This is a genomic window from Kaistia sp. SLG-1, assembly GCF_059699055.1.
This window is the reverse complement of sequence record NZ_AP048544.1, coordinates 2,142,806-2,168,000: the sequence shown is the minus strand read 5'-3', so window position 1 is coordinate 2,168,000 and position 25,195 is coordinate 2,142,806. Positions and strand designations below refer to the sequence as shown.

Sequence of the window (25,195 nt, the reverse complement as noted above, 5' to 3'; positions counted from 1 at the left end):
GTCCTTCCGCGTCAGGTCTGGACGGGGAAGCGCAAGGCCACGACAAGTCCCGGTCCGGCGTCGCTCATCGCGACGGCGCCATGGTGAAGCCTCGCCACCGCGTCGACAAGGCTGAGACCGAGACCGCTGCCCGGCTGTGAACGACTCTTTTCCAGCCGGACGAAACGCTGCAGCACGCGCGTCCGCTCCTGGGCGGGAATACCGGGTCCGTTGTCGGCGACGGAAACCACGATGTCGCCGTCGATCCGGCGGGCTTCGACGGCCACGGTCGCCTCGCCCGGCGGCGCCTCGCCGCTCCGGACATATTTGATCGCATTGTCGAGCAGGTTGGCGAGCGCCTGGCTGATCAGCTCTCGGCTCCCCTCCATCGGCAGCGTGACATCCTGCGCCAAGGTCAGCCGCACGCCGGCCTCCTCGGCCACCGGCTCGTAGAACTCGACCATTTCGGCGGTGATGTCGGCGATGTCGATCGGCCCGATGGCGCCATCCGGCGAACCGGCCTCGACGCGGGCGATCATCAGCAGCGCATTGAACGTGCGGATGAGCTGGTCGGATTCGTCGATCGTCGCTTCGAGCGCGGCGCGATAGGTCTCCATCTCCGCGCGCCCGGCCAAGGTGGTTTCGACCCGGGTCCGCAGCCGCGTCAGCGGCGTCTTCAGATCATGCGCGATGTTGTCGGAGACGTCCTTGAGGCCGTGCATCAGATGCTCGATGCGGTCGAGCATGGCGTTGAGGTTCTCCGCCAGGCGATCGAACTCGTCGCCGGCCGGCGTCACTTCCAGCCGGCCCGAGAGGTCGCCGGCCATGATCTGGCGGCTCATCGCGGTGACCGAATCGATCCGCTTCAGCACGCGCCGGCTGACGAAGAACCAGGATGTCAGGGCGAGAAAGATCAGGAGCACGACGGCGCTGATCATCGCCTTGCCGATGACGTCGCGGATGCGCTCGATCTCGCTGATGTCGCGCCCGACCAGCATGCGGAAATTGTTCGGAAGCGGCAGAACCTGCACCATGGCGATATGGTGGGCCGTTTCGCCTTCGAGCCGCTTGTAGGGAATGGTCACGGGCTCGAGCCCGCTGCGCTTCAGGAGCGCCTGCGGAACTTCGGTGACGTTGCCGGCGACGACCCGCCCTTCCGAGTCGGTGATGACATAGAGGCTGGCGCCCGGGATGCGGCTGCGCTGCTCGATGGCGGCGACGATGCCGGTCAGGCCGCTGCGCAGCCCCTCATCGGCGAGCACGCCGATCTCGGCCTCGATCGTGTCGCGCACCTGCTGCGTCAGGAAGCGGTCGGTCTCGCGCGTGATCCAGCCGACGAAGGCGACCGCGAACACCGTGAAGACGATGAAATAGACGGCCGACAGCTTGAAGGCAGTCGTGCGAACGACTTTACCGAACCCCGTCACGGACCATGTATCCCGCGCCGCGAACCGTATGCAGAAGCGGTTCGGCGAAACCCTTGTCGATCTTCGAGCGCAGCCGCGAGATGTGGACGTCGATGACGTTGGTCTGCGGATCGAAGTGATAATCCCAGACATTCTCGAGCAGCATGGTGCGCGTCACGACCTGGCCGGCATGCTTCATGAGATATTCGAGCAGGCGGAACTCGCGCGGCTGCAGCGGAATGTTGATCTCGCCACGGCGCACCAGATGGCTGAGCCGGTCGAGCTCGAGGTCGCCGACCTTGAGCATGGTCTCCGCCTCGCCGGGCTTGCGGCGGCGGGCCAGCACCTCGATGCGGGCGAGCAGTTCGGAGAAGGCATAGGGCTTGGCGAGATAATCGTCGCCGCCGGCGCGCAATCCCGTGACGCGGTCATCGACCTGGCCAAGCGCCGAGAGGATGAGGACGGGGGTGTCGTTGCCCTTGCGCCGCGTTTCCTCGACCAGCGTCAGCCCGTCCTTCTTGGGGAGCATGCGGTCGACGACGATGACGTCGTACTTGTTCGAGTCGACGAGAAAGCCGCCTTCCTCGCCGTCGGCGGCGTGGTCCGGCACATGGCCAGCCTCCCGCAATGCCTTCAGCAGGTAACTGGCCGTTTCACGATCATCTTCAACGATCAGGATTCGCATGGCGGCAGGTTAAACGTTTTTTGCTGGTGGGTGCAGAAGCCCGGGCCCTGAAAAAGAGGCAGGCGGGAAAACTCCCGCCTGCCAGGCCGAACGTAGACGCTGGGGGCTCGCACAGCGCCTACGCCGGCTGTAGTTCCTCAGGCCTTGCCGAAGGGTAGTGCCACGAAGCGGGTCTGGTCACCGGACTTCACCCGCATCAGCACGGCCTTCATGCCCTGCTTCTTCGCATCGACGACTTCACGCTCGACGTCGCCGGGACGCGTAACCTCACTGCCGCCGACCGCGAGAATGATGTCGCCAGCCTGGATGCCCTGCTCCGCCGCCGATCCGCTCGGATCGACATCGGAAACCACGACACCCTTGCCGTCCGGGGCCGCCGTCAGAGCGAGGCCGAGATCGGCGACGGATGCGCCCTTCTCGTCGGCCTGCTTGGCGCTGGCCTGCTTCTCCGAACCCGGCAGCTTGCCGAGCTTGACGTCGACGGTCTCGGACTTGCCGCCGCGCCAGACGCCGAGCTTGACCGTCGTGTTCGGCGAGTAGCCGGCGATGATCTGCGCCAGGTTGCGGGCATCCTCGACGGTCTTGCCGTCCACCGTCAGGATCGCGTCGCCGGACTTGATGCCGGCAACGGTCGCCGGGCTGTCTTCCTGCGGCTCGCTGACGAGCGCGCCCTTGGCTTCCTTCAGGTTCAGGCTATCGGCGATGTCCTTGGTGATCGGCTGGATCTGAACGCCGAGCCAGCCGCGAACGACCTCGCCATGATCCTTCAGGTCCTTGATCACGCGCTCTGCGGTCGCCGCCGGAATGTCGAAGGCGATGCCGACGCTGCCGCCCGACGGCGAGTAGATGGCGGTGTTGATGCCGATCACTTCGCCGGCGAGGTTGAAGGTCGGGCCACCGGAATTGCCCTTGTTCACCGAGGCGTCGATCTGGATGAAGTCGTCATACGGACCGGCGCCGATCTCGCGGCCGAGGGCCGAGACGATGCCCGCCGTCACCGTGCCGCCGAGGCCGAACGGATTGCCGACCGCGACGACCCAGTCGCCGACGCGGGAATGGCCCTTCGAGAACTCGACATAGGTGAACTTCTCGGCGTCATCGACCTTGAGCAGCGCGAGGTCGGTCTTATCGTCGGTGCCGATCAGGCGGGCGCTGAATTCCTTGCCGTCCGCATTGGTGACGGTGAACTCGGTGGCGCCGTCGACGACGTGGTTGTTGGTGACGACATAGCCATCCTCGGAGATGAAGAAGCCCGAGCCGAGGGCGATCGCCTGGCGCGGCTTCTGGCGCTGCAGCCGGTTCTTGCCCTGCGGACCCTGCTGGTCCTGGAACTGGCGGAAGAAGCGCTCCATCGGCGAGCCGGGCGGGAACTGGTCCGGGTTCGGGAAGCCGAACGCATCCGGGGCGCCGCTGGAATCATCGGCCGCCGTCGTCGTCGACTTGACACGGACGCTGACCACGGCGGGCTTCACCTTGTCCACGAGGTCCGCGAAGCTCGGCAGCTGCTGCGGCTGCACGCGGACGGCCTCGGCATAAGCCGGGGTGTGGGAGCTGACCAGGGCCTGACCCGCGAGTCCGCCAACGATGACGGCGGCGAGCGCCGTTCCCAGCAGGGCGCGGCTGCGGAACCGGGTCTGGGTGGACTTCGGAGCGGGGGTCTGTTCGGTCATGTGTGTCTCCGTCGACTTACTGAAAGGCGAGCAGCACGAGATCGCTGCTCCATGACGACGAAGATGCGCTGGGCAACCTTACGGGTGCCTGACATGAACGTGAAAGGTTCGTAATGTTGGAAAAGGGCTCAGTCGTCCTTGGCCAGAAGAGCCTCGATACGGGCTTCTTCGGCCTGGGTCAGACTGGACGCCGGCGCCGAGCGGCGACGACGGAACACGCCGAAAGCCAGCGCCCCGCCGACGATCAGCAGGACCGGGGGGGCGCCCCAGAGCACCGCCGTATGCCAGGTAAAGCGCGGCTTCAGCAGCACGAATTCGCCATAGCGATCGACGAGGAACGCCTTGACCTGATCGTCGCTGTCGCCCGCCTCGAGCCGCTCGCGCACGAGGATTCGCAGGTCGCGCGCGATCGTGGCGTCCGAATCATCGATCGACTGGCTCTGGCAGACCAGGCAGCGGAGCTCGATCGAAAGCGCCCTTGCGCGAGCCTCCAGCGCGGGATCCTTGAGGATCTCGTCCGGCTGCACGGCAAGGGCCGGCAAGGCGGAGGCGATCAGGGCGCAGGCGAGGAGGAGGCGGCGCATCGCCCTACTCCGCCGGCACGGCGACGGAGCGCCGGGAAGGCTTTGGCGCGCCGACGCGGAGACGGCGATCGGAGAGCGACAGGGCGCCGCCCAGCGACATGACCAGCGCGCCGAGCCAGATCAGCGTGACCAGCGTCTTCCAGTAGACGCGGACCACGGTCGAGCCGTCGGTCGAGATGTCGCCGAGCGAGATATAGAGCTGCGAGAAGCCGAAGGTCTTGAGCGCGGCCTCGGTCGTCGGCATGTTCTGCACCGTGTAGATCCGCTTCTCCGGCTCCATCGTGGCTACGACATTGCCGCCCTCGCGTACCGTGAAGCGCACGCCGGTTCCGGTATAGGTGCCGCCGCGGATCGGCACGAAGCCGTCCATCGTCACGGTGCGTTTGCCGACCGTCATCTGTTCGCCCGGCTTCATCGAGACGATGGTCTCGGTGTTCCAGGCAGTGGCAGCGACGACGCCGAGCACCGTCATGCCGAGACCGAAATGCGCTACCGCCGTGCCCCAGGCCGAGCGCGGCAGGCCGGCGCCACGCCGCCAGCTCTCGGCGAGGCCGGCGCGGCCGAGCTTAATGCGGAAGGCGATCTCCGAGAGTGCGCCGACCATCAGCCAGACCGCCAGCGCGACGCCGAACAGCGCCAGCGCCGCCGGCGTGCCCATCAGGGCGAGGCCGAGGATGACGGCGGCCATCGCGGCGCCGAAGGCGAAGAGCAGGCGCTGCCCCGCCGCGACGATGTCGCCACGTTTCCAGGCGAGCAGCGGCCCGAACGGCACGGCGATCAGAAGCGGTACCATCATCGGGCCGAAGGTCATGTCGAAGAACGGCGCGCCGACCGAGATCTTCTCGCCGGTCAGCGCCTCGAGCGCCAGCGGATAGAGCGTGCCGACCAGCACCGTCGCGCAGGCCGCCGTCAGCAGCAGGTTGTTCAAGACCAGCGCGCCCTCGCGGCTGATCGGCGCGAACAGCCCGCCCTGGCTGAGCGTGCCGGCGCGGGTCGCGAACAGCGAGAAGGCGCCGCCGATGAAGATGCAGAGGATGACGAGGATGAAGATGCCGCGCGTCGGATCGGTGGCGAAGGCATGCACCGAGGTCAGCACGCCGGAACGGACGAGGAAGGTTCCGAGCAGCGACAGCGAGAAGGTCAGGATGGCGAGCAGGATCGTCCAGATCTTGAGCGCCTCGCGCTTCTCCATGACGATGGCCGAATGCAAGAGCGCCGTCGCGGCGAGCCAGGGCATGAAGCTCGCGTTCTCGACCGGATCCCAGAACCACCAGCCGCCCCAGCCGAGCTCGTAATAGGCCCAGTAGGAGCCCATGGCGATGCCGAGCGTCAGGAAGCACCAGGCGGCCAGCGTCCAGGGCCGCACCCAGCGCGCCCAGGCGGCGTCGATGCGGCCGTCGACCAGCGCCGCGATGGCGAAGGCGAACGAGATGGAGCAGCCGACATAGCCGAGATAGAGCAGCGGCGGATGGATGGCGAGGCCGACATCCTGCAGCAGCGGATTGAGGTCGCGCCCCTCGAACGGCGCCGGATCAAGCCGCAGGAACGGGTTCGAGGCGATCAGGATGAAGAACAGGAAGGCCGCGCCGATCCAGGCCTGGACCGAGAGAACGAGGGCCTTCAGCTTGAGCGGCAGGTTCTCGCTGAACAGTGCCACCAGCGCCCCGAACAGCGCCAGGATCAGCACCCAGAGCAGCATCGAGCCTTCATGGTTTCCCCAGACGCCGGAGATCTTGTAGAGCAGCGGCTTCAGGGAATGCGAGTTCTCGACGACGTTCTGGACCGAAAAGTCGGAGACGACATAAGCGTAGGTGAGCGCGGCGAAGCTCATCAGCACGAAGACGAACTGCGCGACGGCCGTGGTGGAGGCCACCGTCATCAGGCGTTCGTCGCCGCGCAGCGCGCCCCAGAACGGCACGGTGCCGCCGACCAGCGCCAGCGCCAGGGCGAGAACGAGTGCGTAGTGGCCGATCTCGACGATCATCGCGTCACCGCCTGCGGCGCCGGGCCGGAGCCATCCTCGGGCCGCCATTCGCCGCTCTGCTTCAGCGCCTCGACGACTTCCTTCGGCATGTAGGTCTCGTCATGCTTGGCGAGCACGGTATCGGCCTCGAACAGGCCGTTGGCATCGACCCTGCCCTCGGCGACGACGCCCTGCCCCTCGCGGAACAGATCCGGCAGGATGCCGACGAAGCGGGCCGGAACGGTCGCGCGGCCGTCGGTCACGGCGAACAGCACTTCGCCATCCGCCTTCTTGACGACCGAGCCCTGCTCGACCAGCCCGCCGAGGCGAATGCGCTGTTCCGGCGCCGGCGGCTTGGACAGCACGTCTGACGGCGAGGTGAAGAAGGTGATGCCATCCGAGAGGGCGAAGAGCACAAGCCCGACGGCGCAGGCCAGGACGACGCCGGCAAGGCTGATGAGGGTCAGGCGGCGCTTCTTACGCGTCATGTCGAACGATCAATCCTTGCCAAATCACGAGCCATTTTTGCCGACCCCGATGTCCTGGGCGGCCTTCTCGACGACGGCGAGCAGCTCAGGCTGCTCGGCCAGCTTGCCGCGCGCGCGATCAAGCGCGGCGCTGGCGTCACCCGGCTTGCCGAGAACCATATAGGCGCGGAAAAGCCGCTCCCAGCCCTGCGTGTCGGCGGGCTCGGCATCGAGCTTCGTGGCGAGGCCCTGGACCATGCCCTCGATCATCTGCTGCCGCTCGGCCGGCGTCTGGCTGGCGGCGGCGGCGACGTCCGCCTCGGTCGGACCGGGAGCGCTGGGCGCGGCCGGGACGGCCGGCGCAGTCGCGGCCGGCTGCAGTTTCGCCAGTTCGGCGCGCGCGGACGGCAACCATGGCGCATCCGCCGGCGCCGACGCGATCAGCGCGCTCCAGGCGGCGATCGCCTCCGGCTTGCTGCCCGACTGGGCGAGCGAATAGGCGAGATAGAAGCGAGACCGCACATCCTGCGGATCAAATGCGAGCGCCTTCTCGAAGGCGGCGCGCGCCTCCTCGGTCACGACATCGCCGCTCGCCCGCGTCAACGCCTCGCCGTAGAGCGATTCGCGTTCGGCCGTGGAGCCGAGCAGGCGCTTGGCGTTGCCGAGTGCCCGGACCGCGTCGTCGAAACGGCCGAGGCGCATATAGATCGGCGACAGGATTTCCCAGCCGCGGCCATCCTCGGGATTCGCAGCGAGATGGTCCTCGACCTTGGCAATCAGCCCGTCGACATCTCCCGTCGCCGTAGCCTCGGCGGCGCGATCGACGCCCGGCCGATCCGCGAGCTGGGGCGATCCGACATAGAGATAGGTGCCGATGGCGATCACGGGAATCGCGACGACGGCGAGCAGGCGCTCGATGCGATAGGCCGACCGCGACCGGTCCGCCCCGGCATCGCCGGCGTCCTCGCTGTTGAGCAGCCGGCGCGCGATTTCGATTCGCGCGGCTTCCGCCTCGGCGTCGCCGATCAGGCCCCTCTCCTTGTCGCGCGCCAGTTCGGTGAGCTGATCCCGGTAAATCGACCGGGCGGCGCCGGCATGCGCGGACTGGACACGGGCCGGCCTGCCCAGGGGAATGAGCACGGCAAGCGAAGCGGCGGCCGTCAGCACGGCCATGGCGATCCAAAGAAGCATGTTTTGTTCCTGGACCGGTTCTAGCCTCTAAGCCACGGCCGCGCACGTCGCATTCTGTCGCGGACGGAAGGTTGCCGGCTCCTCAGTCGATCGGACGCCAGGTGCCGTCCTCCTGGCGGCACGCCGTGCCGCGCGCGACCTGGGGCTCGCCGTCGATCCAGATGCGGTGCGTGTAGTCGCGGCAATCATAGGCGTTGATGCGATAGCGCGGCCCGGGAACGACTTCGCCGCGATAACCCGCGCGCTCGCCGCGCCAGTCGACGGGGGAGCCCGGCCGGCCATATTCCAGCGCCTGGAATTCGGCCTCCTGCGCGCGCCGGCGCTCCTGATCATCAAGGCTGCGGCCGATCGACTGGCCGACCAGGCCACCGATCAGGGCACCCGCCGCCGTGGCGGCGACGCGGCCCGAGCCGCTGCCGAACTGGTTGCCGATGACGCCACCGGCCAGGGCGCCGCCGACGGTGCCGAGACCCTCGTTCGGGCCGGTGCTGGCGCAGCCAGCCAGCGTCGTCGCAACGACGCCCACCATACTCCACGACCCCAACCGCATGACATCACACCTTTTTCGCCCGTGCATGGCTTCGATATTGTCCGCCGCGCCGTCGATCCGCAATCCACCATCAGCGTGGCGAAATTACGGACCACCCCTTATGCCGCCGGCAGGCGAACCTCGGCGCGAAGGCCACCGAGCGGCGAGCGGTCGAGTTCGAAAGCGCCCTCGTAGAGCGATACCAGGTCCGTCACGATCGAGAGACCGAGACCGGAACCCGGCTTGCTTTCGTCCAGCCGCTTGCCGCGCCGGGTCGCCTCGAGCCGCTCGGCCTCCGTCAGGCCGGGGCCGTCATCGTCGACCCGGATGATCAGCGATCCGTCCATATCTCCGGCGGCGGGAATGACGCTGACTTCGACCGCCACCTTGGAGCCCGCCCATTTGCAGGCGTTGTCGACGAGATTGCCGACCATCTCCTCGAGATCCTGCTGCTCGCCGCGGAAGCGCGCTTCCGGGCCGACATGCAGCGCGATGTCGAGGCCGCGATCCTCATGGATGCGACGCATGGCGCGGACGAGGCGCTGCAGCACCGGGTCCGCCTCCGTCACCGCGCCGATCACCTGCGAACGGGCGGCGATGCGGGCGCGATCGAGGTGGTGGTTGATCTGCATCCGCATCAGCTCGGCCTGCTCTCCGACCTTCACCGCCAGCTTGCCGTCGTCCGAACGCGCCTCGTTGGTGATGACGCTGAGCGGCGTCTTCAGCGCATGCGCCAGATTGCCGACATGCGTGCGCGCGCGCTCAATGATCTGCTGGTTCGAATGGATCAGGGCGTTGAGTTCCTTGGCGAGCGGCTCGATCTCGGCCGGGAACGGCCCCTCGAAGCTCTGCTCGCGGCCACTGCGGAGCGCCGCAAGCTGGCGCCGGACCTGGTCGAGCGGGCGAAGGCCCCAGCGGATCTGGAAGGCGGTCGAGGCAACCAGGCCGATACCGAACACCGCCAGCGTCAGGGCGACGCTGGTGAAGAAATCGACGATGTCCTCGCGGAGCTCGGACGCGTTGCCGGCGACCAGAACATCGTAGCGATGATCGACGTCAAAGGTGATGGTGCGCTGGAGGACGCGCAGCTGCTGGCGGTCCGGCCCCTCCATCGTCGCCTGCTCGATGCCGTCGACGGTGTTGCGCGAGGTCGCCTTGGCGAGGTCGAGCGTGTCGGTCGAGAGCGAGCGCGAGGCGAGCAGGACGGGGCCGTCGACCTGGCGGATCTGCCAGTACCAGCCGGAATAGATCAGCTCGAAGCGCTGTTCGCCGAGATTGCCGGGATCGCCGAGCTTGCCGGGTGGCTGCGTCGCAAGATTGCCGACGAGCGTCTTCAGATAGACCGAGAGACGCTCGTCGAAGGCGCGTTCCACCGTGTCGCGATAAAGCGAGGTCAGGATCACGCCCGCGACGACGAGGGCGATGGCGCTCCAGATCGACGCGCCGGCGATCAGCCGGAACGCGAGCGAGTTGACGCGCATCAGTCGCCGCCGCTGGCCGTCGCCGTGCCCGGCGTCACGATGCGGTAGCCGAGGCCGCGCACCGTCTCGATCAGGTCGGCGGCGACCTTCTTGCGCAGCCGTCCGACAAACACCTCGATCGTATTGGAATCACGATCGAAATCCTGGTCGTAGAGATGCTCGATCAGCTCGGTGCGGGAGACGACGCGGTTGCGATGGTGCATCAGATATTCGAGCACCTTGTACTCATGCGCCGTCAGCTTGACCGGATTGCCGTCGACCGTGACGCGACCCGCCTTGGTATCGATGCGGACCGGGCCGCATTCGATCTCGTTGGTGGCGTGGCCGGCGGCGCGGCGCACCAGCGCGCGAATGCGCGCCAGCACTTCCTCGATGTGGAAAGGCTTGGCGACATAATCGTCGGCGCCGGCATCGATGCCCTGCACCTTGTCGCTCCAGCGATCACGCGCGGTGAGGATCAGCACCGGCATGTTGCGGCCGGCGCGGCGCCAGGCCTCGAGCACGCTGATGCCGTCCATGCGCGGCAGGCCGATGTCGAGCACGACCGCGTCATAGGGCTCGGTATCGCCGAGGAAGTGGCCGTCCTCGCCATCCCTGGCGGAATCGACGACATAGCCGGCCGTCTTCAGCGCTTCGGCGAGCTGGCGGTTGAGATCGGGATCGTCCTCGACGACGAGAATGCGCATGGGTCTAGCGTCCTACGATGGAGCCGTCGCGCGCATCGACGCGGACACGCTTCACCTCGCCCCCCTCGCCGAGCACGTTGACAACATAAATGAGGCGGTTCCCAGCCTTGCAGAGCTGCGCCGACACCACTTCACCACCATTTCCCGCCACGGAGCCGCGGATCTCGCTGAGCGAGATCGCGTCGCCGCGCTGGACGGCCTGCCGGGCCTCGCCTTGCGAGAGGCAGGATTCGCCATAGGCCGATTTCGGTCCGGAAACGTCGGTCCCGAACCAGACAAAAAGGGCCGTCAACAGGATGAAGGTGATGAGGTGCTTCGACATGCCCCCCTCGTAGCCGGCCTCATATGAACATGATCTGAATGCCGACAACCTTCGCGCGAAAGCTCACTTGAGGCGAAGCGGCGTCCGGGCGCGCCAACGACCGTAAAGCGCCAGTCCCGCTCCCGTCAATGTAGCGAGCGCCACGGCGATCTCGCCGAGCGAGGCCTGGTCCTCTGCCGTAAGGGAATGACCGAGAATAAGACCGACGATCGGCGCCGCGGCCGCGATGATCGCGCCCCAGGTGACGCGCGAGGCGTACCAGGGCTCGGCGTTCGTCGCATGGCGCACGACAGGATCGGCGGCGATCTCCTCGACGATGGCGCGGGTGATGGTCGGCGCCATCTCCGCCGTCAGCGGATTGTCGGCGCGACCGGCCATGCGCGAGACCGCGCCACCCACGGCGCCGAGCAGGATGTCGAAGGGATTGAGCGTCGGCATGTCAGCCACTCCTCTTCAGCGTGATGAAGGCGCGGATCTCGTCGCGATAGCGCCAGGCGAGGACGGCGAGCGCGACAACGAAGAGCCCAGCGACCAGCAGACCCGCCGTCGCGGGCGCCAGCGCCGGATGGCCCGCCGGCGCGATCGCGCCGCCCGTCGCCAGCGATCCGCCGGCCGCCGTCACGGCGATGGCGCGGCGCCCGGCAAGGACGCGGGCGATCTGCGCCCGCGTCGCCGGCCCGACGACACCATCGACGGCGAGCTGCGGATGCGCCGCCTGGAAGGAGCGGACGGCGCTTTCGGTTAGCGGGCCGAAATCGCCATCCGCCGGCCCGGACAGGAGGCCGAGCCGGATCAGCTCATGCTGCAGGGCGCGGACGGCCACGCCGCTGTCGCCCGGCCGAAGGGAGGCGAAGCCGGCGCCGCCGGTCTCGCGCCGGCCATCGAGGATCAGCGCCGCCTCGCGCTCGCGGCGGCGGGTCAGCCCGTCGACCACCCTGCCGCCGGCCCTGTTCCAGGCCTTGAGCCCGGAGCATACGGCGGCCCGGTCGGCGATCCGCCAGGCCCGCACCCAGGAAGCGCGACCAATGGCGCCAGTGTTGAAATGAAACGAGACGCCGCCGTCGAACTCATGCGCCCTCGCCCCTGGCATGACGCTCGCGACCGCCGGCTCGTAGCGACGGGCCAAAGCCTCGGCCAGCAGGGCGCGGCTTTCGCTTTGCGTGATCGTCATGCCGGCCTTCGGAGTGACCACGCCCGAGGCCGCAGTCAGCCCGACGCCGATGGTCCAGACGCCGGCGATATCGCGATAGGCGCGCAGCACTTCCCCTTCCTCGGCGATGAGCTGCTCGAGCCCGGCCGGACTGGTGACAGGCATGGGACAACCTCCGATCGGACGGGCGGCAAAAAAATCTCTCAATCGACCGCGATTGCAGGGAACCCGGACCACACGGCGGTGTTGTCCATCCGAGATGCACAGCGTCTCGACACCGGTTCCCCAACCGGAGAGCCCGCCGCTTGCCCCCCCCAGCGGCGGGCTTCGCCTTTTGGCGATCCGTTCAGTCAGTGAGGATGCTGGCGCCGCCGACCGCGAGTTCGGCCTGGCCGGCGCCTTTCTCGTGCTGGCGCAAGCGGATGCGGGCCGTGTCGGTTGCCATCAGCGCATGGGTCGAGACAGCGGATCGCGTCCGCTCCAGCCACATCTGCGAGGTTCCGGCGGCGTGGAAATCGATCGGTCCGTCGCTGCCGCCGCGCCCGACATCGCCGAGGCTCCGGGACGCGAACGTGCCGATGCACCAGAGCTTCGAGGCATCGGTCAAAAGGACGTTGGCGCCGCAATTGTCGTGGTAGTCGCCGCCGATCTCGATCGCCGCCAGCCCGTCGTGACAGGCGAGGCCGTTGTTGGCGAGGTGCGCGTGACGGCCATTGTCATAGCTGCGGCAATCGATCGTCAGCGGCGAGAGCGTCGGCGCGCCGCCGCGCGTCCACTGGAAGCTGATGCCGTCATTGGCGTTGGAGGCGGCGACACAGCGGACGAGCGCGGCGAGGCCCTGGCTATCCTCGATGAGAAAACCGTCGCCGGCATGGCTGGGTCCGCCGGCATAGCGAGCCGAACAATCCACCGCGATCACATGGCGGGCGGCGCTGCCATGGACGAACACGCCGCCATTGGCGCCGCCCTGGAAATCGAAGCCTTCGAGATAGGCCGATTTCCCCGTCGCATCGAGCGCGAAGGCATCGACGACGATCAGCACCCGCGTGTTGATGTTGCTCGGCACGGCGCCGTCGGCGCGGCGGACAAACAGCGTTCCGCCCTCCTGCGCCCACGAGCCGGGCGTCGCATTGCAGGTGGCGGCATCGGCGACGCGGACGAGCTCGGCCGGATCGCCAAAGGCGTTCTGTTTCAGGAGATCGAGCACGACCGTGACCGTGGAGCGCGCCACGGCGTAGCAATTGCCATAGGTGGCATGCGGCGTTGCCGGCCAGGAGAGGTCGTGCCCCGACCAGCAGGTGACGCGCCCGCCAAAGGCGCGGTAGGCGGCGGGCTGGGTCGGGATCACCATCGGGCCCATATTGGTGAAGTTGTTCACGCGCGAATAAGTGCCGGCCTTGACCCAGACCTGGAACGGCACGCCGCCGGCATTGCCGAGCTGGGTGGCGGCGAAGATGGACTTCACCGCCGTGCCCCAGCTGGTGCCGGCATTCGCGTCATTGCCGGTGGCGATGTCGACGTAATAGGCGGGACCGGCGAGCGCCGCCGCGGCATAGGCCCCCGGCTTGAAGTCGCAGAGGAAGCGGCCGCCGCGCCGGCGGATCGCCAGCGGGTAGTCGGCGAGCGGAAAGCCGAGGTCGGCGGGCGGAGCGCGCCGCCGTCCCGCGCTCCCCCGCCGCACGAGGTCGAGACCGGGCATCCGCATCAGACCCACCCGACGATCGTCGCGGTCGTGCCGGTCGCGAGCACCCGCACGGCGCGGATCGGCAGGACGTCACCGGCATAGCGGCTGTAGGTCAGCGTCGTCCCCGCCTCGTCGCGGACGACCGCCGCGCCGTCCGTCTGGAAGACCAGGGCGCGCGGACGGATGGCGAGGTCGGCCGTGTCGGAAGGGGTAACGGCGAAATGGCGCAGCGCCGGACCGGACAGGCCCGTCGCCGTCCCGGCAAAGGGGTCGCTCATATTGGTTCTCCGAGGTTTGGGTTTCAGTCGTTCAGGGCGGGCCGGACGTCACACGGCCGTCCAGCCCCCCGCCTTACGCACCAGCAGCGCCGCGGTCGCCTTGTCATAGGCGAGCCAGCCGACCTCCGGCGTCGCGAACCACCAGGCGCCTTCCGCGAACACGGCAAGCGCGCCGGCCTGCCCGGCCCAGACGCCGGTCGGACTGGCGCCGAGCAGATAGCGGGCGCCTTCCGCCGGCGCGCCCGGCGGCGTGTTCGCCGACGCCGCCTCGACGGCCAACTGCACCAGCCCGTCGAGCCGGCGCAGCGCCTCGTTGTGGGTGACGTGCTTCTGCGCCTGCGACGGCGCCAGATAGGGAAGCGCGAGGTGGAAGGTCTGGTCAGCCATGGACAAGGATCTCCGTTGCAAGGCCCGGTCCCGCCGTCGCGCTCAGCTGGCGGACGCGGGCGGTGAAATCGGCGCCCGGCGCGCTCAGCAGGCCGGCGAGCGTGGCGGCCGAAAGGCTCAGCTGGGGCACGGCCGTATCAAAGCTGCCCCGAAGCGTCGCGCCCTCCCGGATCTCGACGCGATAGGCCTCGACGGCCTCGCCGAGCGGCACTTCCGGTTGCTCCCAGCCGTCGCCGTCGACCCGGGTCTGGCGGATCCAGGCGAGATGCACGTTGCCGGTCGCATCGCAGCGGCCGCGCAGATGCACCGGCGCGAAGGGCAGCCGCCACCGGCCCTGAACCGTGAAGTCGAGGGTGGTGAACCGCTCCGGGTCATAGGCGATCGCCAGCGGCCCAGCGCGGAGCGTCCTCGCCAGTCCGATCTCGGACGGGTCGAGATCGAGAAGCGGCGTCGCGCTGTTGATCCGGATGAAGCGGGCGCCGACGGCATGTCCGAGCGCCGCCAGATCCGACGTGCCGCCCTGCCCGCGCAGCAGATGGGACACGCGCCAGAGCCCCTCGCCGATCAGCTCGGCCGAGCGGAACTGAATGATCTCGAAGCCGGCCGCCTCGCTGCCGATCGCGGCGAGGTTGCCGCCATTCAGCACCGCCTCGTCCGGCAGCGCGGCGATCGCACCGGCCGGCAGCGACACGAAAAGCGTCGTCGCTCGGTCCCAGCGGCCGACCGGTCCGGGCGGCACGGCGGCGGTGATCGTCCCCATCGTAGCGGGCTGCGTCATTGTCTGGCGCAGCCGGTAGCCGGCCGCCGCCGAGCCGATCGAGACGCCGAAGGCCCCCGGCCACGGATCGGCAAAGAGCGCGATCCGCGCCGCCACCGGCTCGACGCCCGAGAGCGACGGCAGGTCGAGAATGACAACCTCCGGCGGCCCCGGATCTGGTGTCCAGCCCGGAACACTTGAAGTCGGCGCGCCCGCCGTGACCGGCGACCCGAACGGATCGACCGTCCGCCCCTCGATCCGCCGCGCCAGCCCGTCCTCGACCTTGGTGACCCGAAAGCTCACCCGCCCCTCGGGCCGGAGCAGGCTGACGACGTCGGCCGGCTCTATGCCGAGACGGCGATCCGTCAGCGCCAGCGACACCGTCTCGCGGCCGTCCCAGATTTCCTGCAGGCGCTGATCGGCGAGCGCCACCGCCAGGCCGTCATCCGTGACGATGCCGGTCGAAAGCGCGGCCTGCCGCTGCCCCGCCGCCTCCAGCCGGCGCGAGGCGACGACGCGGTCGCGATAATCGCCGGCGCCGTCGATGAAGCCGAAGGCGAGCTCGGCCGGCAATTCCGTCTCCTGCGCGCGGCGGATGGCGATGAGCGGCTGCTCGCCCTCCTCGACCAGATCGGCGGGATAGAGCGTCAGGCGCGGCAGACCGCGACGGACGAAGCGGACGACGGCGCCCGATTCCGCCGCCTCGAAGCCGAGCGCCTCGGAAAGCCCCTGCAGCGCCTGCCGCGCGGAGCCGACGCGGGCGATGACGAACCCGTCCACCACGCCTTCGAGATCGCCGACGCGAAAGTCGAGAAAGCGATAGTCGCGCAGGATGCGCTCGACCAGGCGGATGGTGGAGAGGTTGCCGAGCCGACCGTTCAGCCAATGGCCGGTCTCCCAGTTGCCGCCGTCCGACCAGACGTCGGTCAGCCGTGGGAAGGCCGGATAGGGCCGCGCGTCCCAGGACCAGACATAGGTGCGGCGGGGATCGACCATCCGCCCGCCATAGACGGCGGAGAGCGGGTTCGCGCTCGCCAAGAAATCCGGCGCGGCCGGATCCCAATAGCCGAGCACGGCGGTCAGGAAGCGTTCCTGCATCAGGCTGTCACGGCCGCCATTCGAAAAATGCGGCAGGCGCGAGCCGCCAACCTTCGGATCTGGAAAGACGTTCGGCTCGTTGGCGCCCTTGTCGATCGCCGGGCAGCCGATTTCGGTGAACCAGATCGGCTTCGATTGCGGCACCCAGGCGGACGGCGTTCCGATTTCGACACCGCCCGGCCGGTCGAAATGCAGGTTCGACCACCAGCCGACGAGGTCCTTGTAGCGGAACACCCAGGGCTTGCCCGCCCCGCCATCGGTGATCGGCGAGCGGATCTGCGCGAGCCTGTCGGCGTCGCTCGCATAGTACCAGTCGAAGCCCTCTCCGCCGGCGATGTTGGCGCGGAGATAGTCGACGTCGCGGCCGCTCTCTGCCGTCTGTGCGTCGAGATGGTCATAACCGTCGCGCCAGTCGGAGAGCGGCACGTAGCTGTCGATGCCGATCGCGTCGATCGCGGCATCCGCCCACAGAGGATCGAGATGGAAGTGGACGTCGCCCGAGCCGTCGCCCGGCTGATGGCCGAAATACTCGCTCCAGTCGGCGGCATAGGTGATCTTGGCCGAAGGCAGGATGGCGCGCACATCGGCGGCGAGCGCCTTCAGCGCCGCGACGAAGGGATAGGTCGACGGTCCCGAGCGCAGCGTCGTCAGCCCGCGAAGCTCCGAGCCGATGAGAAAGGCGTCAACGCCACCGGCCGCCTTGCAGAGATAGGCGGCGTGCAGGACCATGCGTCGGTAGGTCCATTCGGCGGGACCTGAATAATGCACCGCGCCACCCGAGACGGAAAAATCCGTCCGCGCCGCCGTGCCGACGAAGGCGGCAATCTCGCTCGCTGCCGCCGCCGTCTTGTCCGGCGTGCCGGGCCGCCCCGGCGCGATCGCGCCGGTGATCTCGCCGCGCCAGGGATAGGCCGGCTGGCTTGCGTCCCAATAGGGATGCGGCAGCGCGTTGCCGGCGGGGATGTCCATCATCAGGAAGGGATAGAAGGTGACGGCGAGCCCACGCGCCTTCAGATCGCGGATGGCGCGGATGACGCTCTCGTCGGAGGGCGTGCCGCCGAAAGCGGGCCGGTCGTCGATCCGACTCACGGCCCGCGCCGCACTGCGGTTCAACCCGGCGACACGCCAGCTCGTCGGGCTGGTGGCGGTCGAAAAGTCCTCGACGCGCGGCGCGACGGTGCAATGGCCGGCGCGGAGATCGTCGCCGAACCACGACACGGCGAGCGCCGCCCGCTCGAGCTTCGGGCAGAGCGCCTGCAGATCGTCGATCGAGGCTTCCCAGTCGGTGCGGGCGCCGTCGACATGACGGTTGACGGTGACGCGGCGGCCCGGCCCCTTCGCGGTGTAGACCGGCAGCGGGTCATAGGCGAACTCCGACGCGCCGGGGATGATGACGACGGCGCGGATCTCGTCCTCCACGCCGCCGACGGGACGAAACACCTCGAAGGCAAGCTGCGGCAGGCGGTTGCCGTAGTCGCCCACCGGCAGGCGCTCGAACACCACCATCGCCGTGCCGCGATAGGCGGGCGTTGCGCCCTGCTTCGCCTCGATCAGGCTGTCGGCGCCCTGGTCCTCGCCACCCAGATGGATCCGGTGATGCACATCGGCGAGGTTGATCAGATTGCCGTCGGCCCAGACCCGGCCGATGCGGGCGATCGGCCCCTCGCAAATCCCGACGGCGAAATTGGCGAAATAGGAATAGGTGGTGACGGTCGGCCCGCCCTTGCCGCCCTCCTCTTCCTTCACCTCCTGGAACTGCGTCGCCCAGATCACCTGGCCGGCCAGACGGGCGCGGCCATAGACGCGCGGGATCGGCGTGCCCTCCTCCGAGCGCTGGACGGAGAGATCGCCGAGGCGCGGCCCCTCGATATCCCGGCCGAACAGGGTCTGGTCGACGGCATAGCCCGCCATCGCGCCGACCGCGCCGCCGAGAATGGCGCCGACGGGGCCGAACAGGCCGCCAATGGCGGCACCGGCCGCCTGCAGGACGAGGGTCGCCATCAGTCGGTCACTCCGGGAAATTTGAAAGCGAAGGCGGCGCGCCGCCGCCACCAGGGCGAGAAGGCGGCGGTGGCGACGGAAGCGCCGTCATGGGCATGCAGAAAGCGATCGGGCGCGACGAGGATCGCCGCGTGCTTGGCGGGCAGGCCAACGCGCCAGCGGAAGAGCAGCAGATCGCCGATCCCGGCCGCGTCGACCGGAACGGCAGGCATGTGGCGGGCCGCCGCCTCGGCCAGCGTCTCGATGCCGCGCGCCTCGGCCCAGTCGGCCGTATAGGCCGGCATTTCCTCCGGCTCGACGCCATAGACCGCGCGCCAGACGCCGCGCACCAGCCCGAGGCAATCGGCGCCGACGCCCTGGAGCGAGGCCTGATGCCGATAGGGCGTGCCGAGCCAGGCCATCGCCGCGGTGACGATCGCCTCACGGGAAAGCGGTTCTGCCATTTCGATCCATGTCCGAATCTGCGACGGTCCGCCGGCTGCGCAGGCAGCGGCGGTCGTGGCGTTGAACGAGGGGATGCGACGACCCCGGACGGCACTTAGGAACTCAAAATGCCCCAGCACACCGAAAACATGGCTTCGCTGCGCGAGATCCTGGGCGGGCTGACCCGCGAAACCGCATGGCCAGCCAAGAACGCGATCAGCCGGGAGATCGACGTCGCGTTGTCTCATGTGACCTGGTCGCCCGCCGTCGGCGCGGCGGCGACGGATACGGCGGCGCGCTGCTTCGAGGCGCTGCAGATCGTCAGCCGCGCATCCTCGGACGACGCCAAGCGGGCCGCCGCCCTCCGCGACGCCCTCGCCGCGATCGACGAGCTGGAAGCAGTGCTCGACGCGGCGACGCCGGTTGTCCGGTCCGAATAGCCTTCTGGATGACGACAGGGAGTGTTGTCAAAGACCTCAAGCTCGCCGTCATCCCGGACGCAGCGAAGCGGAGATCCGGGATCCATCCAGCCGTGCAATCGGGAGGCAAACCGCCCGAGGCCCGGGCTGAATGGATCCCCGCCTTCGCGGGGATGACGGGAGTGCGCGGCCAGATTGAGAGCCATCCACCGATGTTGCGTCTGCCCTCACCCGGTCAGCCGGCCGCCATTGTTGCGGCCGCTGTTCCGCGCATAGCCGAGGGCGAAATCATTGCCCGGCATGTGCGGAAAACCGCGAAAATTCAGCGCGTTGGCGAATTTCTCTCGACAGGTTCCGAAGCGCTTGTCGCAGCCGGCGGTGACGCTGAAACCGTCGCCTGGCGCGATCGGCGCCGTCATCGCGGTCCAGAGCTCGATCCGCCGCCCGCCCGGCTCCGTGCGGTCCGCCTTGACGACGGCTCGGCGGCCGGCATTGGCGCCGCTCGTCCAGTGGACGACGCCGCGCTCGAACCAGCCGGCGGCGAAGCCATCGAGCCCCGAGGCGGAAAAGCGCCGCCCGTCCGCGGCGACGACCACTGCGCCGGTGCCACGAAACGCGGGATTGTCGAGATCGACCTTGCAGCGCCCGTCCCCGAGATCCGCGTCGCAGACGGCGCGGAACACCCGGCCCTGCGGCTCGTCGAGCGCGGCCGCGATGCCCCGGATCTCGACCCGGAACGCACCATCCTCGCGCAGCACCTCGCCGATATGGCCGACGCGGAGCAACAGCCGCTCTTCGGGCGCGGCCCAGTTGACGAGGAAGGTCTCGATCCGGGCGTGGTCGAAGGCGCCGGCGGCGAGCTCCGCTTCCGACAGCCGGTCGGAGATGAGCGCGCCGGCGACCTCCATGCCGCCGGTCACCATGCCGGTCTCGGCGCTCGCCTCGCTGGCCGAAAGCCCCGTCGCCGCCTCGAAGGTGACGCCGTCGAAGACGAGGTCGCGGTCATGGTCGGTGAACCCCAGCACGACGCCGTCGCGCCGGGTCAGCCGCCAGGCATGGCATGTTGTCGAGGCGTCGCCGGAGAGATGCGCAGCGAACGCCGCCGGGATCGCCCTCATGGCCGGATCTCCACGATCGGGATCGACGGGATCTCGCCCGCCTCGAAGGCGGCGAGGTTGATCACCAGCTGGTCGGTATCGAAGCGCACCGGCACGTCGAAGCGGAAGCCGGCGGTGACGACGGCGCTTTCCGCCGGCGCAGCCGCGAGCGTCACGAGGCCGGTCGCGGGGTCGACGGCGAAATCCCCCGCCGCCAGCTCGACACCGTCGACCGCGACCAGAACCGTGCCGTCGACCGGCTTGGCGATCACCCGCGCATAGGGCGCATGCAGGCCGCCATAGGTCTTTTTCAGCGCAAACACCGTCGTCACTCCGTCGCCGACGCCGAGGCGCTGGTCGGTCGCGGCCGGCGCGGTGCCCGGCGGGGCGGAGCCGTCGTCGGCGCGGTCGCGCCAGCGGAAGCCGAACAGCTTTCCGCGCCGCTCCTCGAAGAAGGCGATCACCGCATGGAGGTCGGCTAGCGAGCGCACGCCATAGCCGGCGTCGTAGCGGCGGCGCGATTCCGCCCAGCGGGCATTGCGCCGCTCGCCGCCGGAGCCGAGCATCACCACCTCGGTGCGCCGCTCCGGCCCGCCGGAGGAGCCGAAGGCGATGTTGGTCGGGAAGCGGACCTCGTGAAAGGCGGGGATCAGCGGCATCAAAGCCCCCTTCTGCCGCGCCCGACGGCGCGGGCGAGCGTGGCGGCGACATGCGCCTCGGATTTCCGGAACGAGGCGGCGTCCGGCGTCTGGATGGCGATGTTGACGGTAACAGGCGCGCCGCCGCCGCCCGAAACGCCGAGCCGGCCGTCCGGTCCGCGCGCGAGCGGCATGACGGCCTCGGCGCCGGCCTCGCCCATCAGGCCGAGCCCGCCGGACAAGGGAAAATAGGTCGGGCTGGCGACGACGCCGCCCTTGGCGAACGGCTTGACCCCGCCCAGCCCGCCGAGCGAGCCGACGAGCCCCGACAGCAGGCCGCCGATGCCGCTTTCGATCGGCTTCAGCGCCGCGTTCAGCGCCATGGTCGAGAAGCGCAGCGCCAGGCCCTTCAGGATGTCGTCGAATTCCTTGCCGCCGACGACGGCGTCGCGAAACGCCCGGCTGATCGTGCCGGAAAACCCGTCCGCCTGCTTGGCCAGGTCATCCAGCGAGGCGGTGAAGGCGGAGGTATCGGCGGTGATGCGGACGGAGAGTTCGTCGATCGGTGTGGTCATGTGACCTCCAGCTTTCGCGCGGCGCTGACAGGCGCCCTATTCCTTCAGTTCAACATCGAACCCGGCCATCATCCTGAGGTGCTTCGCGCCAGCGAAGCCTCGAAGGAGCGTCCAGCGGAGCTCCGAAACGCCGGAGAGCCATTCGAACCGGCAGCAGCCAAGGGAGTCTTCTGGACCCTCCTTCGAGGCCCGGCTGCGCCGGGCACCTCAGGATGATGGCGAGGGGCTCTCAGCGCTCCGTCTGCGCCTGGTCCGGATACCGCCGCGCCAGATCCTCGAAGGCGGCGCGGTTCATCGGAGCTTGCGTCCTGCCGGTCAGGCCCTCGATCGCGGCGGCGAGCTCGCGCGGCGTCAGCGCCCAGAACTCGCGGCTCGAGAGCTTCAGCACCCCAAACCCCATCGCCATCGCCTCGCGCCAGGGAAAGGGCTGGGCTTCTCGGCCTGAAGGAAGCAAGGCCCTCACCCCAACCCTCTCCCTGTTCCCGGGAGAGGGCGTTGGCCGAGCCTCGGGCAACGGAGCTGACCGAGCTTCGGGGGGCGAGACTTCCCTTCCCTTCGACGCTTCCATTCCAGGCGAATGGCGCCGCAGTGGATGAAGCCCGCCGTTCGCCCCCTCGCCCGCTTGCGGGAGAGGGTTGGGGTGAGGGTCTTGCTGACCTCCGCTCACCCCCCGCCCCCGCCAAACGTCGCGCCCAACAGCTCGGAGACGATTCCAGCAAATCCCGCCGCGCCGTGCTCGGTGCGCATCGCGGCGACCTGGTGGTCGTCGATGGTCTCCCCCGCGCCGCGCAGGCCCGCGCCGAGGATGCGGATCGCGTCGCGCGCCGAGAGCCTGCCCTCGCCGAAGCGCTTCGCGAGCGCCGACAGATCCTCCGCGCCGAAGGCCGCCTCCAGCTCCGCCAGCGCGCCGAGCGTCAGGCAGAGTGTATGCGGCTTGCCGTCGAGCACGGCCTCGATCTCGCCGCGATGCCGGTTCGCCATCACGCCGCCGCCGTGAAGCTGACGAGGCCGGCCGATTCCAGCGCGATCTCGTAGGTGACGGCATCGTCATGCTCGCCGGCATAATCGAGCGCGGTGAGCTGGAACGGCCCCTGCAACGTGCCGAAATCCGGCACGATCAGCTGAAAATCCCGGATCGCGCCGTCGAAGAACAGCGTGCGGATCGCGGCGTCGGTCGCGGCATCGCGAAAGATGCCGGAGCCGGAAACGCTGGCGCGGCGCACACCGGCGCCGGCCAGCAACTCGCGCCAGCGGCCGGCCGAATCCGTGTCGGTGATGTCGACCGTCTCGGCGTTCAGCGCGAAGCGCCGCGTGCGCATGCCGGCGACGGTTGCGAACGCGCCGGATCCGGTGGTGTCGATCTTCAGGAGCAGATCCTTGCCCTTCTGCGCGGTCATCCTCTATCCCCTTGTGATGGTTGATCGTGTTTCGCCGGGAGCTCGCCGATGCCTGCTGTCGAAGTCGTCCGCGCTAGGGAAAGCGACATCCCCTTCCTCGTCGCGACCGAGCGGCGGCCGGGCTACGAGGCCCTGGTCGGCCGCTGGGAGGCGGAGCAGCACCTTCAGGCGATGACGGAGCCGCGATATGCCTATTTCCTCGCCCGCGCCGTTCACGCAAACGGCGAGCCGGAACCGCTCGGCTTCGCGCTGTTGCGCGACTGGGACGCGCCGGAGCGGTCGACGCTCCTGAAGCGGATCGCCGTCGCCGAACCGGGCATGGGCTTCGGCAAGGCGCTGCTCAACGGCGTGATCGACCGCGTCTTCACCGAGACACGCGCGCACCGGCTGTCGCTCGGCCTGTTCCCGCATAATCTGCGCGCCCGCCGCGCCTATGAATCCGTCGGCTTCCAGGCCGAAGGCGTTTCTCGCGGCAGCGCATTCATTGGCGGCGAGCACCATGACGAGCTGGTGATGGCGATCCTGCGGCCCGACTGGCTGGCGAAACGGAGCTAGTCCTCGATCAGCGCCGCGATCCGCACGACGCCGTGCTCGGTAAGCCCGTCCGGATCGAGGCGAACTTCGGCGAAGGTGACGCGCAGCAGCACCAGCGCATGCGCCTCGAGCGAAAGCGGCGCGTCATGCAGCAGGCGCATCAAATGGCCGATGACGGTCCAGGCCTCGCGCTTGCCGACGCCGCGCGACCAGACATGCAGGCTGAGCCGTACCTCCCCACCCGCCTCGTTGTCGCTCGACCAGTCGGCCTGTCCGGTCTCGCCGAAGGTGACGGAGGGAAAAGCTGCAGCGCGCGGCGCGCCGTCATGGATACGGTTGCCTACCAGCGCGGCGAGATCCGCGTCGGCGAGTAGATGGGCGACGACCGCCGCCTGCAGTTCGAGCGCTGCGATCATCGCGATCTCCTTTTCAGGCTGGATGTCGCCGGGCCGATGACGGGATCGGCGGCCGCGTCGAGCGCGCCGAATTCACGGGCGAACAGGTTTTCGCCGGTGAGGGTGACGTCGACGGAGAGGCCGGAGCCATGGGAGATCGGGCGGCGATCGTCCCCTTGTGAAAGGCTCGGCGCAGAGAGAAATCGCTCCGTTTCCCTCTCCCCTTGTGGGAGAGGGTCAGGGTCAGGGTGAGGGGTGCCGGCGCCGATGTCGGGAGGTTCTGCCCCCAGCACGGAGCTGGTACCCCCCTCTCCAACTCTCCCCCACAAGGGGGGAGAGGGTTCATCGCGCCCGTCCCCGGCATCCGCGAGCGCCGCTCGCAGCCGGTCGGCATTGCGCTGCAGCGCCTCGGACACGGCCGGCGCGACCGCCTTCCGCAAGGCGGCGGCGAGCGCCGCGCCGGTGAGCGCCCGCGCGTTCATGCCCGTTCCTCCGCCGCTTCGAGAACGAGGAAGCGCCGCGTCTCGTCCGGGTCGCGCCAGGCGGCGATCCGCAGGATCCGGCCGCGATGCGCGATCCGCATGCCGCCTTCGACATCGGCGCGGAAGCGGATCCGGATATGGTGGGTGACGCGGGTCGAAAGCCGGTCGGCGGCAAAGCTCTCGCCGGCCGCGATGGGCTCGATCGCCGCCCAAAGGGTGGCGACGACTTCCCAGGTGACGGTCGCGCCGCCGGCGCCGTCCGCCGTGCGAACGGCACGCTCGAGCACGACGCGGCTCGAAAGCTGGCCGGGGTCGAAGCCGGTCACAGCGAGCGCACCCGGTAGGGCGCGACCAGCGCCTCGAAGCCGAGCGGCGCGACATCGCCGGCCTGGTCGAAGCCGATGGCGCCGCGATGCTCATACCAGTGCGCGACGAGCATCAGGATCGCCTGCCGGAGCGGCGCCGGCACGGCGAGGCTGGTGACGCCATAGCCGGCAGTGACGTCGATCTCGATGCCATTGTCATGGAGCGCCACGGCCGGCTTCAGCTTCGCCACGATGCGCGGCGGCAGGCGGGCGGCGTCGACGCGGTAGTCGGCGGCGTCGAGGACATGCACCGCGCCGACGACGTCGTAGAGCGTGACGCTCTCGACCGAGATCAGCGGCGCGAGGGGCAGCTCGATGGCGCGGCCGGACGGCCACTCGTCGAGATAGATCCGCCAGGATTGGGCGATCAGCTTGCGCCTCGTCTCGCTCTCGACATGGGTGCGCGCCGCCACGATCGCGGCGGCGATCAGATCGTCCTCCGCCGTGCCGTCGACGCGCAGATGCGCCTTGACGTCGGCGAGCGACACCGGCTCGGTCGCCGGCCCGGAAACGAGCGCTGCGGTCATGATGGCTCCTGGATGAGGATGGGTA

At 69.0% G+C, this 25,195-nt stretch carries 30 protein-coding genes; 2 read left to right on the top strand and 28 right to left on the bottom strand.

Features of this window, described 5'->3' with window-relative positions; genetic code table 11:
* Positions 1-11: 11 nt before the first annotated feature.
* The 18 genes from AC6HZP_RS09740 to AC6HZP_RS09655 form a co-directional block, all read right to left on the bottom strand.
* Complete coding sequence (locus tag AC6HZP_RS09740; protein ID WP_201403369.1) at positions 12-1,406, bottom strand: ATP-binding protein; 1,395 nt, start codon at positions 1,404-1,406, stop codon at positions 12-14.
* Positions 1,390-2,070 carry a response regulator transcription factor gene (locus tag AC6HZP_RS09735; protein WP_201403368.1) on the bottom strand — a complete coding sequence of 227 codons (681 nt, stop codon included), beginning with the start codon at positions 2,068-2,070 and terminating at the stop codon, positions 1,390-1,392. Before AC6HZP_RS09735 ends, AC6HZP_RS09740 begins: the two co-directional genes overlap by 17 nt.
* A gap of 137 nt (positions 2,071-2,207) precedes the next feature.
* The gene (locus AC6HZP_RS09730; RefSeq protein ID WP_201403367.1) at positions 2,208-3,740 is read right to left on the bottom strand and encodes a Do family serine endopeptidase; all 1,533 of its coding nucleotides are present in this window, start codon (positions 3,738-3,740) and stop codon (positions 2,208-2,210) included.
* A gap of 128 nt (positions 3,741-3,868) precedes the next feature.
* Positions 3,869-4,324, bottom strand: a complete 456-nt coding sequence (locus tag AC6HZP_RS09725; RefSeq protein WP_497526394.1) for a cytochrome c-type biogenesis protein — start codon at positions 4,322-4,324, stop codon at positions 3,869-3,871.
* Between the two features lie 4 nt (positions 4,325-4,328).
* A complete protein-coding gene (locus AC6HZP_RS09720) occupies positions 4,329-6,308 on the bottom strand; it encodes a heme lyase CcmF/NrfE family subunit (RefSeq protein WP_201403365.1) in 1,980 nt (659 codons plus the stop codon).
* The gene (gene ccmE / locus AC6HZP_RS09715) at positions 6,305-6,775 is read right to left on the bottom strand and encodes a cytochrome c maturation protein CcmE (protein ID WP_497526393.1); all 471 of its coding nucleotides are present in this window, start codon (positions 6,773-6,775) and stop codon (positions 6,305-6,307) included. Before ccmE ends, AC6HZP_RS09720 begins: the two co-directional genes overlap by 4 nt.
* A 24-nt stretch (positions 6,776-6,799) precedes the next feature.
* Positions 6,800-7,945, bottom strand: coding sequence for a c-type cytochrome biogenesis protein CcmI (gene ccmI / locus AC6HZP_RS09710; protein WP_497526392.1), 1,146 nt, complete (start codon positions 7,943-7,945; stop codon positions 6,800-6,802).
* 82 nt (positions 7,946-8,027) lie between these two features.
* Positions 8,028-8,474 (bottom strand): RT0821/Lpp0805 family surface protein, encoded by a 447-nt coding sequence (locus AC6HZP_RS09705; protein ID WP_244669890.1) that lies wholly within the window; start codon positions 8,472-8,474, stop codon positions 8,028-8,030.
* 119 nt (positions 8,475-8,593) lie between these two features.
* Positions 8,594-9,955, bottom strand: coding sequence for an ATP-binding protein (locus tag AC6HZP_RS09700; protein ID WP_497526391.1), 1,362 nt, complete (start codon positions 9,953-9,955; stop codon positions 8,594-8,596).
* Positions 9,955-10,641, bottom strand: coding sequence for a response regulator transcription factor (locus AC6HZP_RS09695; RefSeq protein ID WP_201403360.1), 687 nt, complete (start codon positions 10,639-10,641; stop codon positions 9,955-9,957). The genes AC6HZP_RS09700 and AC6HZP_RS09695 overlap by 1 nt, the downstream gene beginning before the upstream one ends.
* A gap of 4 nt (positions 10,642-10,645) precedes the next feature.
* Positions 10,646-10,963 carry a PepSY domain-containing protein gene (locus AC6HZP_RS09690; RefSeq protein WP_201403359.1) on the bottom strand — a complete coding sequence of 106 codons (318 nt, stop codon included), beginning with the start codon at positions 10,961-10,963 and terminating at the stop codon, positions 10,646-10,648.
* Positions 10,964-11,026: 63 nt separating this feature from the next.
* Entirely contained in the window at positions 11,027-11,401 is a 375-nt protein-coding gene (locus tag AC6HZP_RS09685) for a hypothetical protein (RefSeq protein WP_497526390.1), read from the bottom strand.
* A gap of 1 nt (position 11,402) precedes the next feature.
* Positions 11,403-12,278: a glycoside hydrolase family protein gene (locus AC6HZP_RS09680; RefSeq protein WP_497526389.1), complete on the bottom strand. Its 876-nt coding sequence runs from the start codon at positions 12,276-12,278 to the stop codon at positions 11,403-11,405.
* A 181-nt stretch (positions 12,279-12,459) separates the two neighbouring features.
* Positions 12,460-13,818, bottom strand: coding sequence for a hypothetical protein (locus AC6HZP_RS09675; RefSeq protein ID WP_497526388.1), 1,359 nt, complete (start codon positions 13,816-13,818; stop codon positions 12,460-12,462).
* Positions 13,818-14,075 carry a spike base protein, RCAP_Rcc01079 family gene (locus AC6HZP_RS09670; RefSeq protein ID WP_497526387.1) on the bottom strand — a complete coding sequence of 86 codons (258 nt, stop codon included), beginning with the start codon at positions 14,073-14,075 and terminating at the stop codon, positions 13,818-13,820. Before AC6HZP_RS09670 ends, AC6HZP_RS09675 begins: the two co-directional genes overlap by 1 nt.
* A 48-nt stretch (positions 14,076-14,123) precedes the next feature.
* Positions 14,124-14,462, bottom strand: coding sequence for a DUF2793 domain-containing protein (locus AC6HZP_RS09665; RefSeq protein ID WP_497526385.1), 339 nt, complete (start codon positions 14,460-14,462; stop codon positions 14,124-14,126).
* A complete protein-coding gene (locus AC6HZP_RS09660) occupies positions 14,455-18,318 on the bottom strand; it encodes a baseplate multidomain protein megatron (protein WP_497526384.1) in 3,864 nt (1,287 codons plus the stop codon). Before AC6HZP_RS09660 ends, AC6HZP_RS09665 begins: the two co-directional genes overlap by 8 nt.
* The gene (locus AC6HZP_RS09655; RefSeq protein ID WP_497526383.1) at positions 18,318-18,761 is read right to left on the bottom strand and encodes an NlpC/P60 family protein; all 444 of its coding nucleotides are present in this window, start codon (positions 18,759-18,761) and stop codon (positions 18,318-18,320) included. Before AC6HZP_RS09655 ends, AC6HZP_RS09660 begins: the two co-directional genes overlap by 1 nt.
* Positions 18,762-18,869: 108 nt before the next feature.
* Here AC6HZP_RS09655 and AC6HZP_RS09650 point away from each other — a divergent pair, with 108 nt between their 5' ends.
* Positions 18,870-19,181, top strand: a complete 312-nt coding sequence (locus AC6HZP_RS09650; protein WP_497526382.1) for a hypothetical protein — start codon at positions 18,870-18,872, stop codon at positions 19,179-19,181.
* Between the two features lie 206 nt (positions 19,182-19,387).
* On the opposite strand, the gene AC6HZP_RS09645 is transcribed toward AC6HZP_RS09650, so the two are convergent.
* The 6 genes from AC6HZP_RS09645 to AC6HZP_RS09620 form a co-directional block, all read right to left on the bottom strand.
* A complete protein-coding gene (locus tag AC6HZP_RS09645) occupies positions 19,388-20,278 on the bottom strand; it encodes a phage/gene transfer agent baseplate hub protein (RefSeq protein WP_497526381.1) in 891 nt (296 codons plus the stop codon).
* Positions 20,275-20,916, bottom strand: a complete 642-nt coding sequence (locus AC6HZP_RS09640) for a phage distal tail protein, Rcc01695 family (RefSeq protein ID WP_497526380.1) — start codon at positions 20,914-20,916, stop codon at positions 20,275-20,277. Before AC6HZP_RS09640 ends, AC6HZP_RS09645 begins: the two co-directional genes overlap by 4 nt.
* Entirely contained in the window at positions 20,916-21,470 is a 555-nt protein-coding gene (locus tag AC6HZP_RS09635; protein WP_497526379.1) for a phage tail tape measure protein, read from the bottom strand. The genes AC6HZP_RS09640 and AC6HZP_RS09635 overlap by 1 nt, the downstream gene beginning before the upstream one ends.
* 229 nt (positions 21,471-21,699) lie before the next feature.
* Complete coding sequence (locus AC6HZP_RS09630) at positions 21,700-21,933, bottom strand: rcc01693 family protein (protein ID WP_497526378.1); 234 nt, start codon at positions 21,931-21,933, stop codon at positions 21,700-21,702.
* Positions 21,934-22,133: 200 nt separating this feature from the next.
* The gene (locus tag AC6HZP_RS09625; RefSeq protein ID WP_497526377.1) at positions 22,134-22,451 is read right to left on the bottom strand and encodes a gene transfer agent family protein; all 318 of its coding nucleotides are present in this window, start codon (positions 22,449-22,451) and stop codon (positions 22,134-22,136) included.
* Positions 22,451-22,867: a phage major tail protein, TP901-1 family gene (locus AC6HZP_RS09620; protein ID WP_497526376.1), complete on the bottom strand. Its 417-nt coding sequence runs from the start codon at positions 22,865-22,867 to the stop codon at positions 22,451-22,453. The genes AC6HZP_RS09625 and AC6HZP_RS09620 overlap by 1 nt, the downstream gene beginning before the upstream one ends.
* A gap of 48 nt (positions 22,868-22,915) precedes the next feature.
* Between AC6HZP_RS09620 and AC6HZP_RS09615 the strand changes: the two genes are divergently transcribed.
* Positions 22,916-23,422, top strand: a complete 507-nt coding sequence (locus tag AC6HZP_RS09615; RefSeq protein WP_497526375.1) for a GNAT family N-acetyltransferase — start codon at positions 22,916-22,918, stop codon at positions 23,420-23,422.
* Here AC6HZP_RS09615 and AC6HZP_RS09610 read toward each other — a convergent pair.
* Genes AC6HZP_RS09610 through AC6HZP_RS09595 form a run of 4 tightly spaced genes read right to left on the bottom strand, consistent with a single transcriptional unit; the run spans position 23,419 to position 25,170 of the window.
* Positions 23,419-23,817, bottom strand: a complete 399-nt coding sequence (locus tag AC6HZP_RS09610) for a DUF3168 domain-containing protein (RefSeq protein ID WP_497526374.1) — start codon at positions 23,815-23,817, stop codon at positions 23,419-23,421. The genes AC6HZP_RS09615 and AC6HZP_RS09610 overlap by 4 nt on opposite strands.
* Complete coding sequence (locus tag AC6HZP_RS09605) at positions 23,814-24,278, bottom strand: hypothetical protein (protein ID WP_497526373.1); 465 nt, start codon at positions 24,276-24,278, stop codon at positions 23,814-23,816. Before AC6HZP_RS09605 ends, AC6HZP_RS09610 begins: the two co-directional genes overlap by 4 nt.
* Entirely contained in the window at positions 24,275-24,604 is a 330-nt protein-coding gene (locus AC6HZP_RS09600; protein WP_497526372.1) for a phage head closure protein, read from the bottom strand. The genes AC6HZP_RS09605 and AC6HZP_RS09600 overlap by 4 nt, the downstream gene beginning before the upstream one ends.
* Positions 24,601-25,170 (bottom strand): head-tail connector protein, encoded by a 570-nt coding sequence (locus tag AC6HZP_RS09595; RefSeq protein ID WP_497526371.1) that lies wholly within the window; start codon positions 25,168-25,170, stop codon positions 24,601-24,603. Before AC6HZP_RS09595 ends, AC6HZP_RS09600 begins: the two co-directional genes overlap by 4 nt.
* Between the last annotated feature and the right edge of the window lie 25 nt (positions 25,171-25,195).

Bases quoted from the DNA above. Each gene is read 5' to 3' on its own strand.
- AC6HZP_RS09735 (WP_201403368.1), bottom strand. From the start codon at position 2,070: ATGCGAATCCTGATCGTTGAAGATGATCGTGAAACGGCCAGTTACCTG.
- AC6HZP_RS09730 (WP_201403367.1), bottom strand. From the start codon at position 3,740: ATGACCGAACAGACCCCCGCTCCGAAGTCCACCCAGACCCGGTTCCGC.
- AC6HZP_RS09725 (WP_497526394.1), bottom strand. From the start codon at position 4,324: ATGCGCCGCCTCCTCCTCGCCTGCGCCCTGATCGCCTCCGCCTTGCCG.
- AC6HZP_RS09720 (WP_201403365.1), bottom strand. From the start codon at position 6,308: ATGATCGTCGAGATCGGCCACTACGCACTCGTTCTCGCCCTGGCGCTG.
- ccmE (WP_497526393.1), bottom strand. From the start codon at position 6,775: ATGACGCGTAAGAAGCGCCGCCTGACCCTCATCAGCCTTGCCGGCGTC.
- ccmI (WP_497526392.1), bottom strand. From the start codon at position 7,945: ATGCTTCTTTGGATCGCCATGGCCGTGCTGACGGCCGCCGCTTCGCTT.
- AC6HZP_RS09705 (WP_244669890.1), bottom strand. From the start codon at position 8,474: ATGGTGGGCGTCGTTGCGACGACGCTGGCTGGCTGCGCCAGCACCGGC.
- AC6HZP_RS09700 (WP_497526391.1), bottom strand. From the start codon at position 9,955: ATGCGCGTCAACTCGCTCGCGTTCCGGCTGATCGCCGGCGCGTCGATC.
- AC6HZP_RS09695 (WP_201403360.1), bottom strand. From the start codon at position 10,641: ATGCGCATTCTCGTCGTCGAGGACGATCCCGATCTCAACCGCCAGCTC.
- AC6HZP_RS09690 (WP_201403359.1), bottom strand. From the start codon at position 10,963: ATGTCGAAGCACCTCATCACCTTCATCCTGTTGACGGCCCTTTTTGTC.
- AC6HZP_RS09685 (WP_497526390.1), bottom strand. From the start codon at position 11,401: ATGCCGACGCTCAATCCCTTCGACATCCTGCTCGGCGCCGTGGGTGGC.
- AC6HZP_RS09680 (WP_497526389.1), bottom strand. From the start codon at position 12,278: ATGCCTGTCACCAGTCCGGCCGGGCTCGAGCAGCTCATCGCCGAGGAA.
- AC6HZP_RS09675 (WP_497526388.1), bottom strand. From the start codon at position 13,818: ATGCGGATGCCCGGTCTCGACCTCGTGCGGCGGGGGAGCGCGGGACGG.
- AC6HZP_RS09670 (WP_497526387.1), bottom strand. From the start codon at position 14,075: ATGAGCGACCCCTTTGCCGGGACGGCGACGGGCCTGTCCGGTCCGGCG.
- AC6HZP_RS09665 (WP_497526385.1), bottom strand. From the start codon at position 14,462: ATGGCTGACCAGACCTTCCACCTCGCGCTTCCCTATCTGGCGCCGTCG.
- AC6HZP_RS09660 (WP_497526384.1), bottom strand. From the start codon at position 18,318: ATGGCGACCCTCGTCCTGCAGGCGGCCGGTGCCGCCATTGGCGGCCTG.
- AC6HZP_RS09655 (WP_497526383.1), bottom strand. From the start codon at position 18,761: ATGGCAGAACCGCTTTCCCGTGAGGCGATCGTCACCGCGGCGATGGCC.
- AC6HZP_RS09650 (WP_497526382.1), top strand. From the start codon at position 18,870: ATGCCCCAGCACACCGAAAACATGGCTTCGCTGCGCGAGATCCTGGGC.
- AC6HZP_RS09645 (WP_497526381.1), bottom strand. From the start codon at position 20,278: ATGAGGGCGATCCCGGCGGCGTTCGCTGCGCATCTCTCCGGCGACGCC.
- AC6HZP_RS09640 (WP_497526380.1), bottom strand. From the start codon at position 20,916: ATGCCGCTGATCCCCGCCTTTCACGAGGTCCGCTTCCCGACCAACATC.
- AC6HZP_RS09635 (WP_497526379.1), bottom strand. From the start codon at position 21,470: ATGACCACACCGATCGACGAACTCTCCGTCCGCATCACCGCCGATACC.
- AC6HZP_RS09625 (WP_497526377.1), bottom strand. From the start codon at position 22,451: ATGGCGAACCGGCATCGCGGCGAGATCGAGGCCGTGCTCGACGGCAAG.
- AC6HZP_RS09620 (WP_497526376.1), bottom strand. From the start codon at position 22,867: ATGACCGCGCAGAAGGGCAAGGATCTGCTCCTGAAGATCGACACCACC.
- AC6HZP_RS09615 (WP_497526375.1), top strand. From the start codon at position 22,916: ATGCCTGCTGTCGAAGTCGTCCGCGCTAGGGAAAGCGACATCCCCTTC.
- AC6HZP_RS09610 (WP_497526374.1), bottom strand. From the start codon at position 23,817: ATGATCGCAGCGCTCGAACTGCAGGCGGCGGTCGTCGCCCATCTACTC.
- AC6HZP_RS09605 (WP_497526373.1), bottom strand. From the start codon at position 24,278: ATGAACGCGCGGGCGCTCACCGGCGCGGCGCTCGCCGCCGCCTTGCGG.
- AC6HZP_RS09595 (WP_497526371.1), bottom strand. From the start codon at position 25,170: ATGACCGCAGCGCTCGTTTCCGGGCCGGCGACCGAGCCGGTGTCGCTC.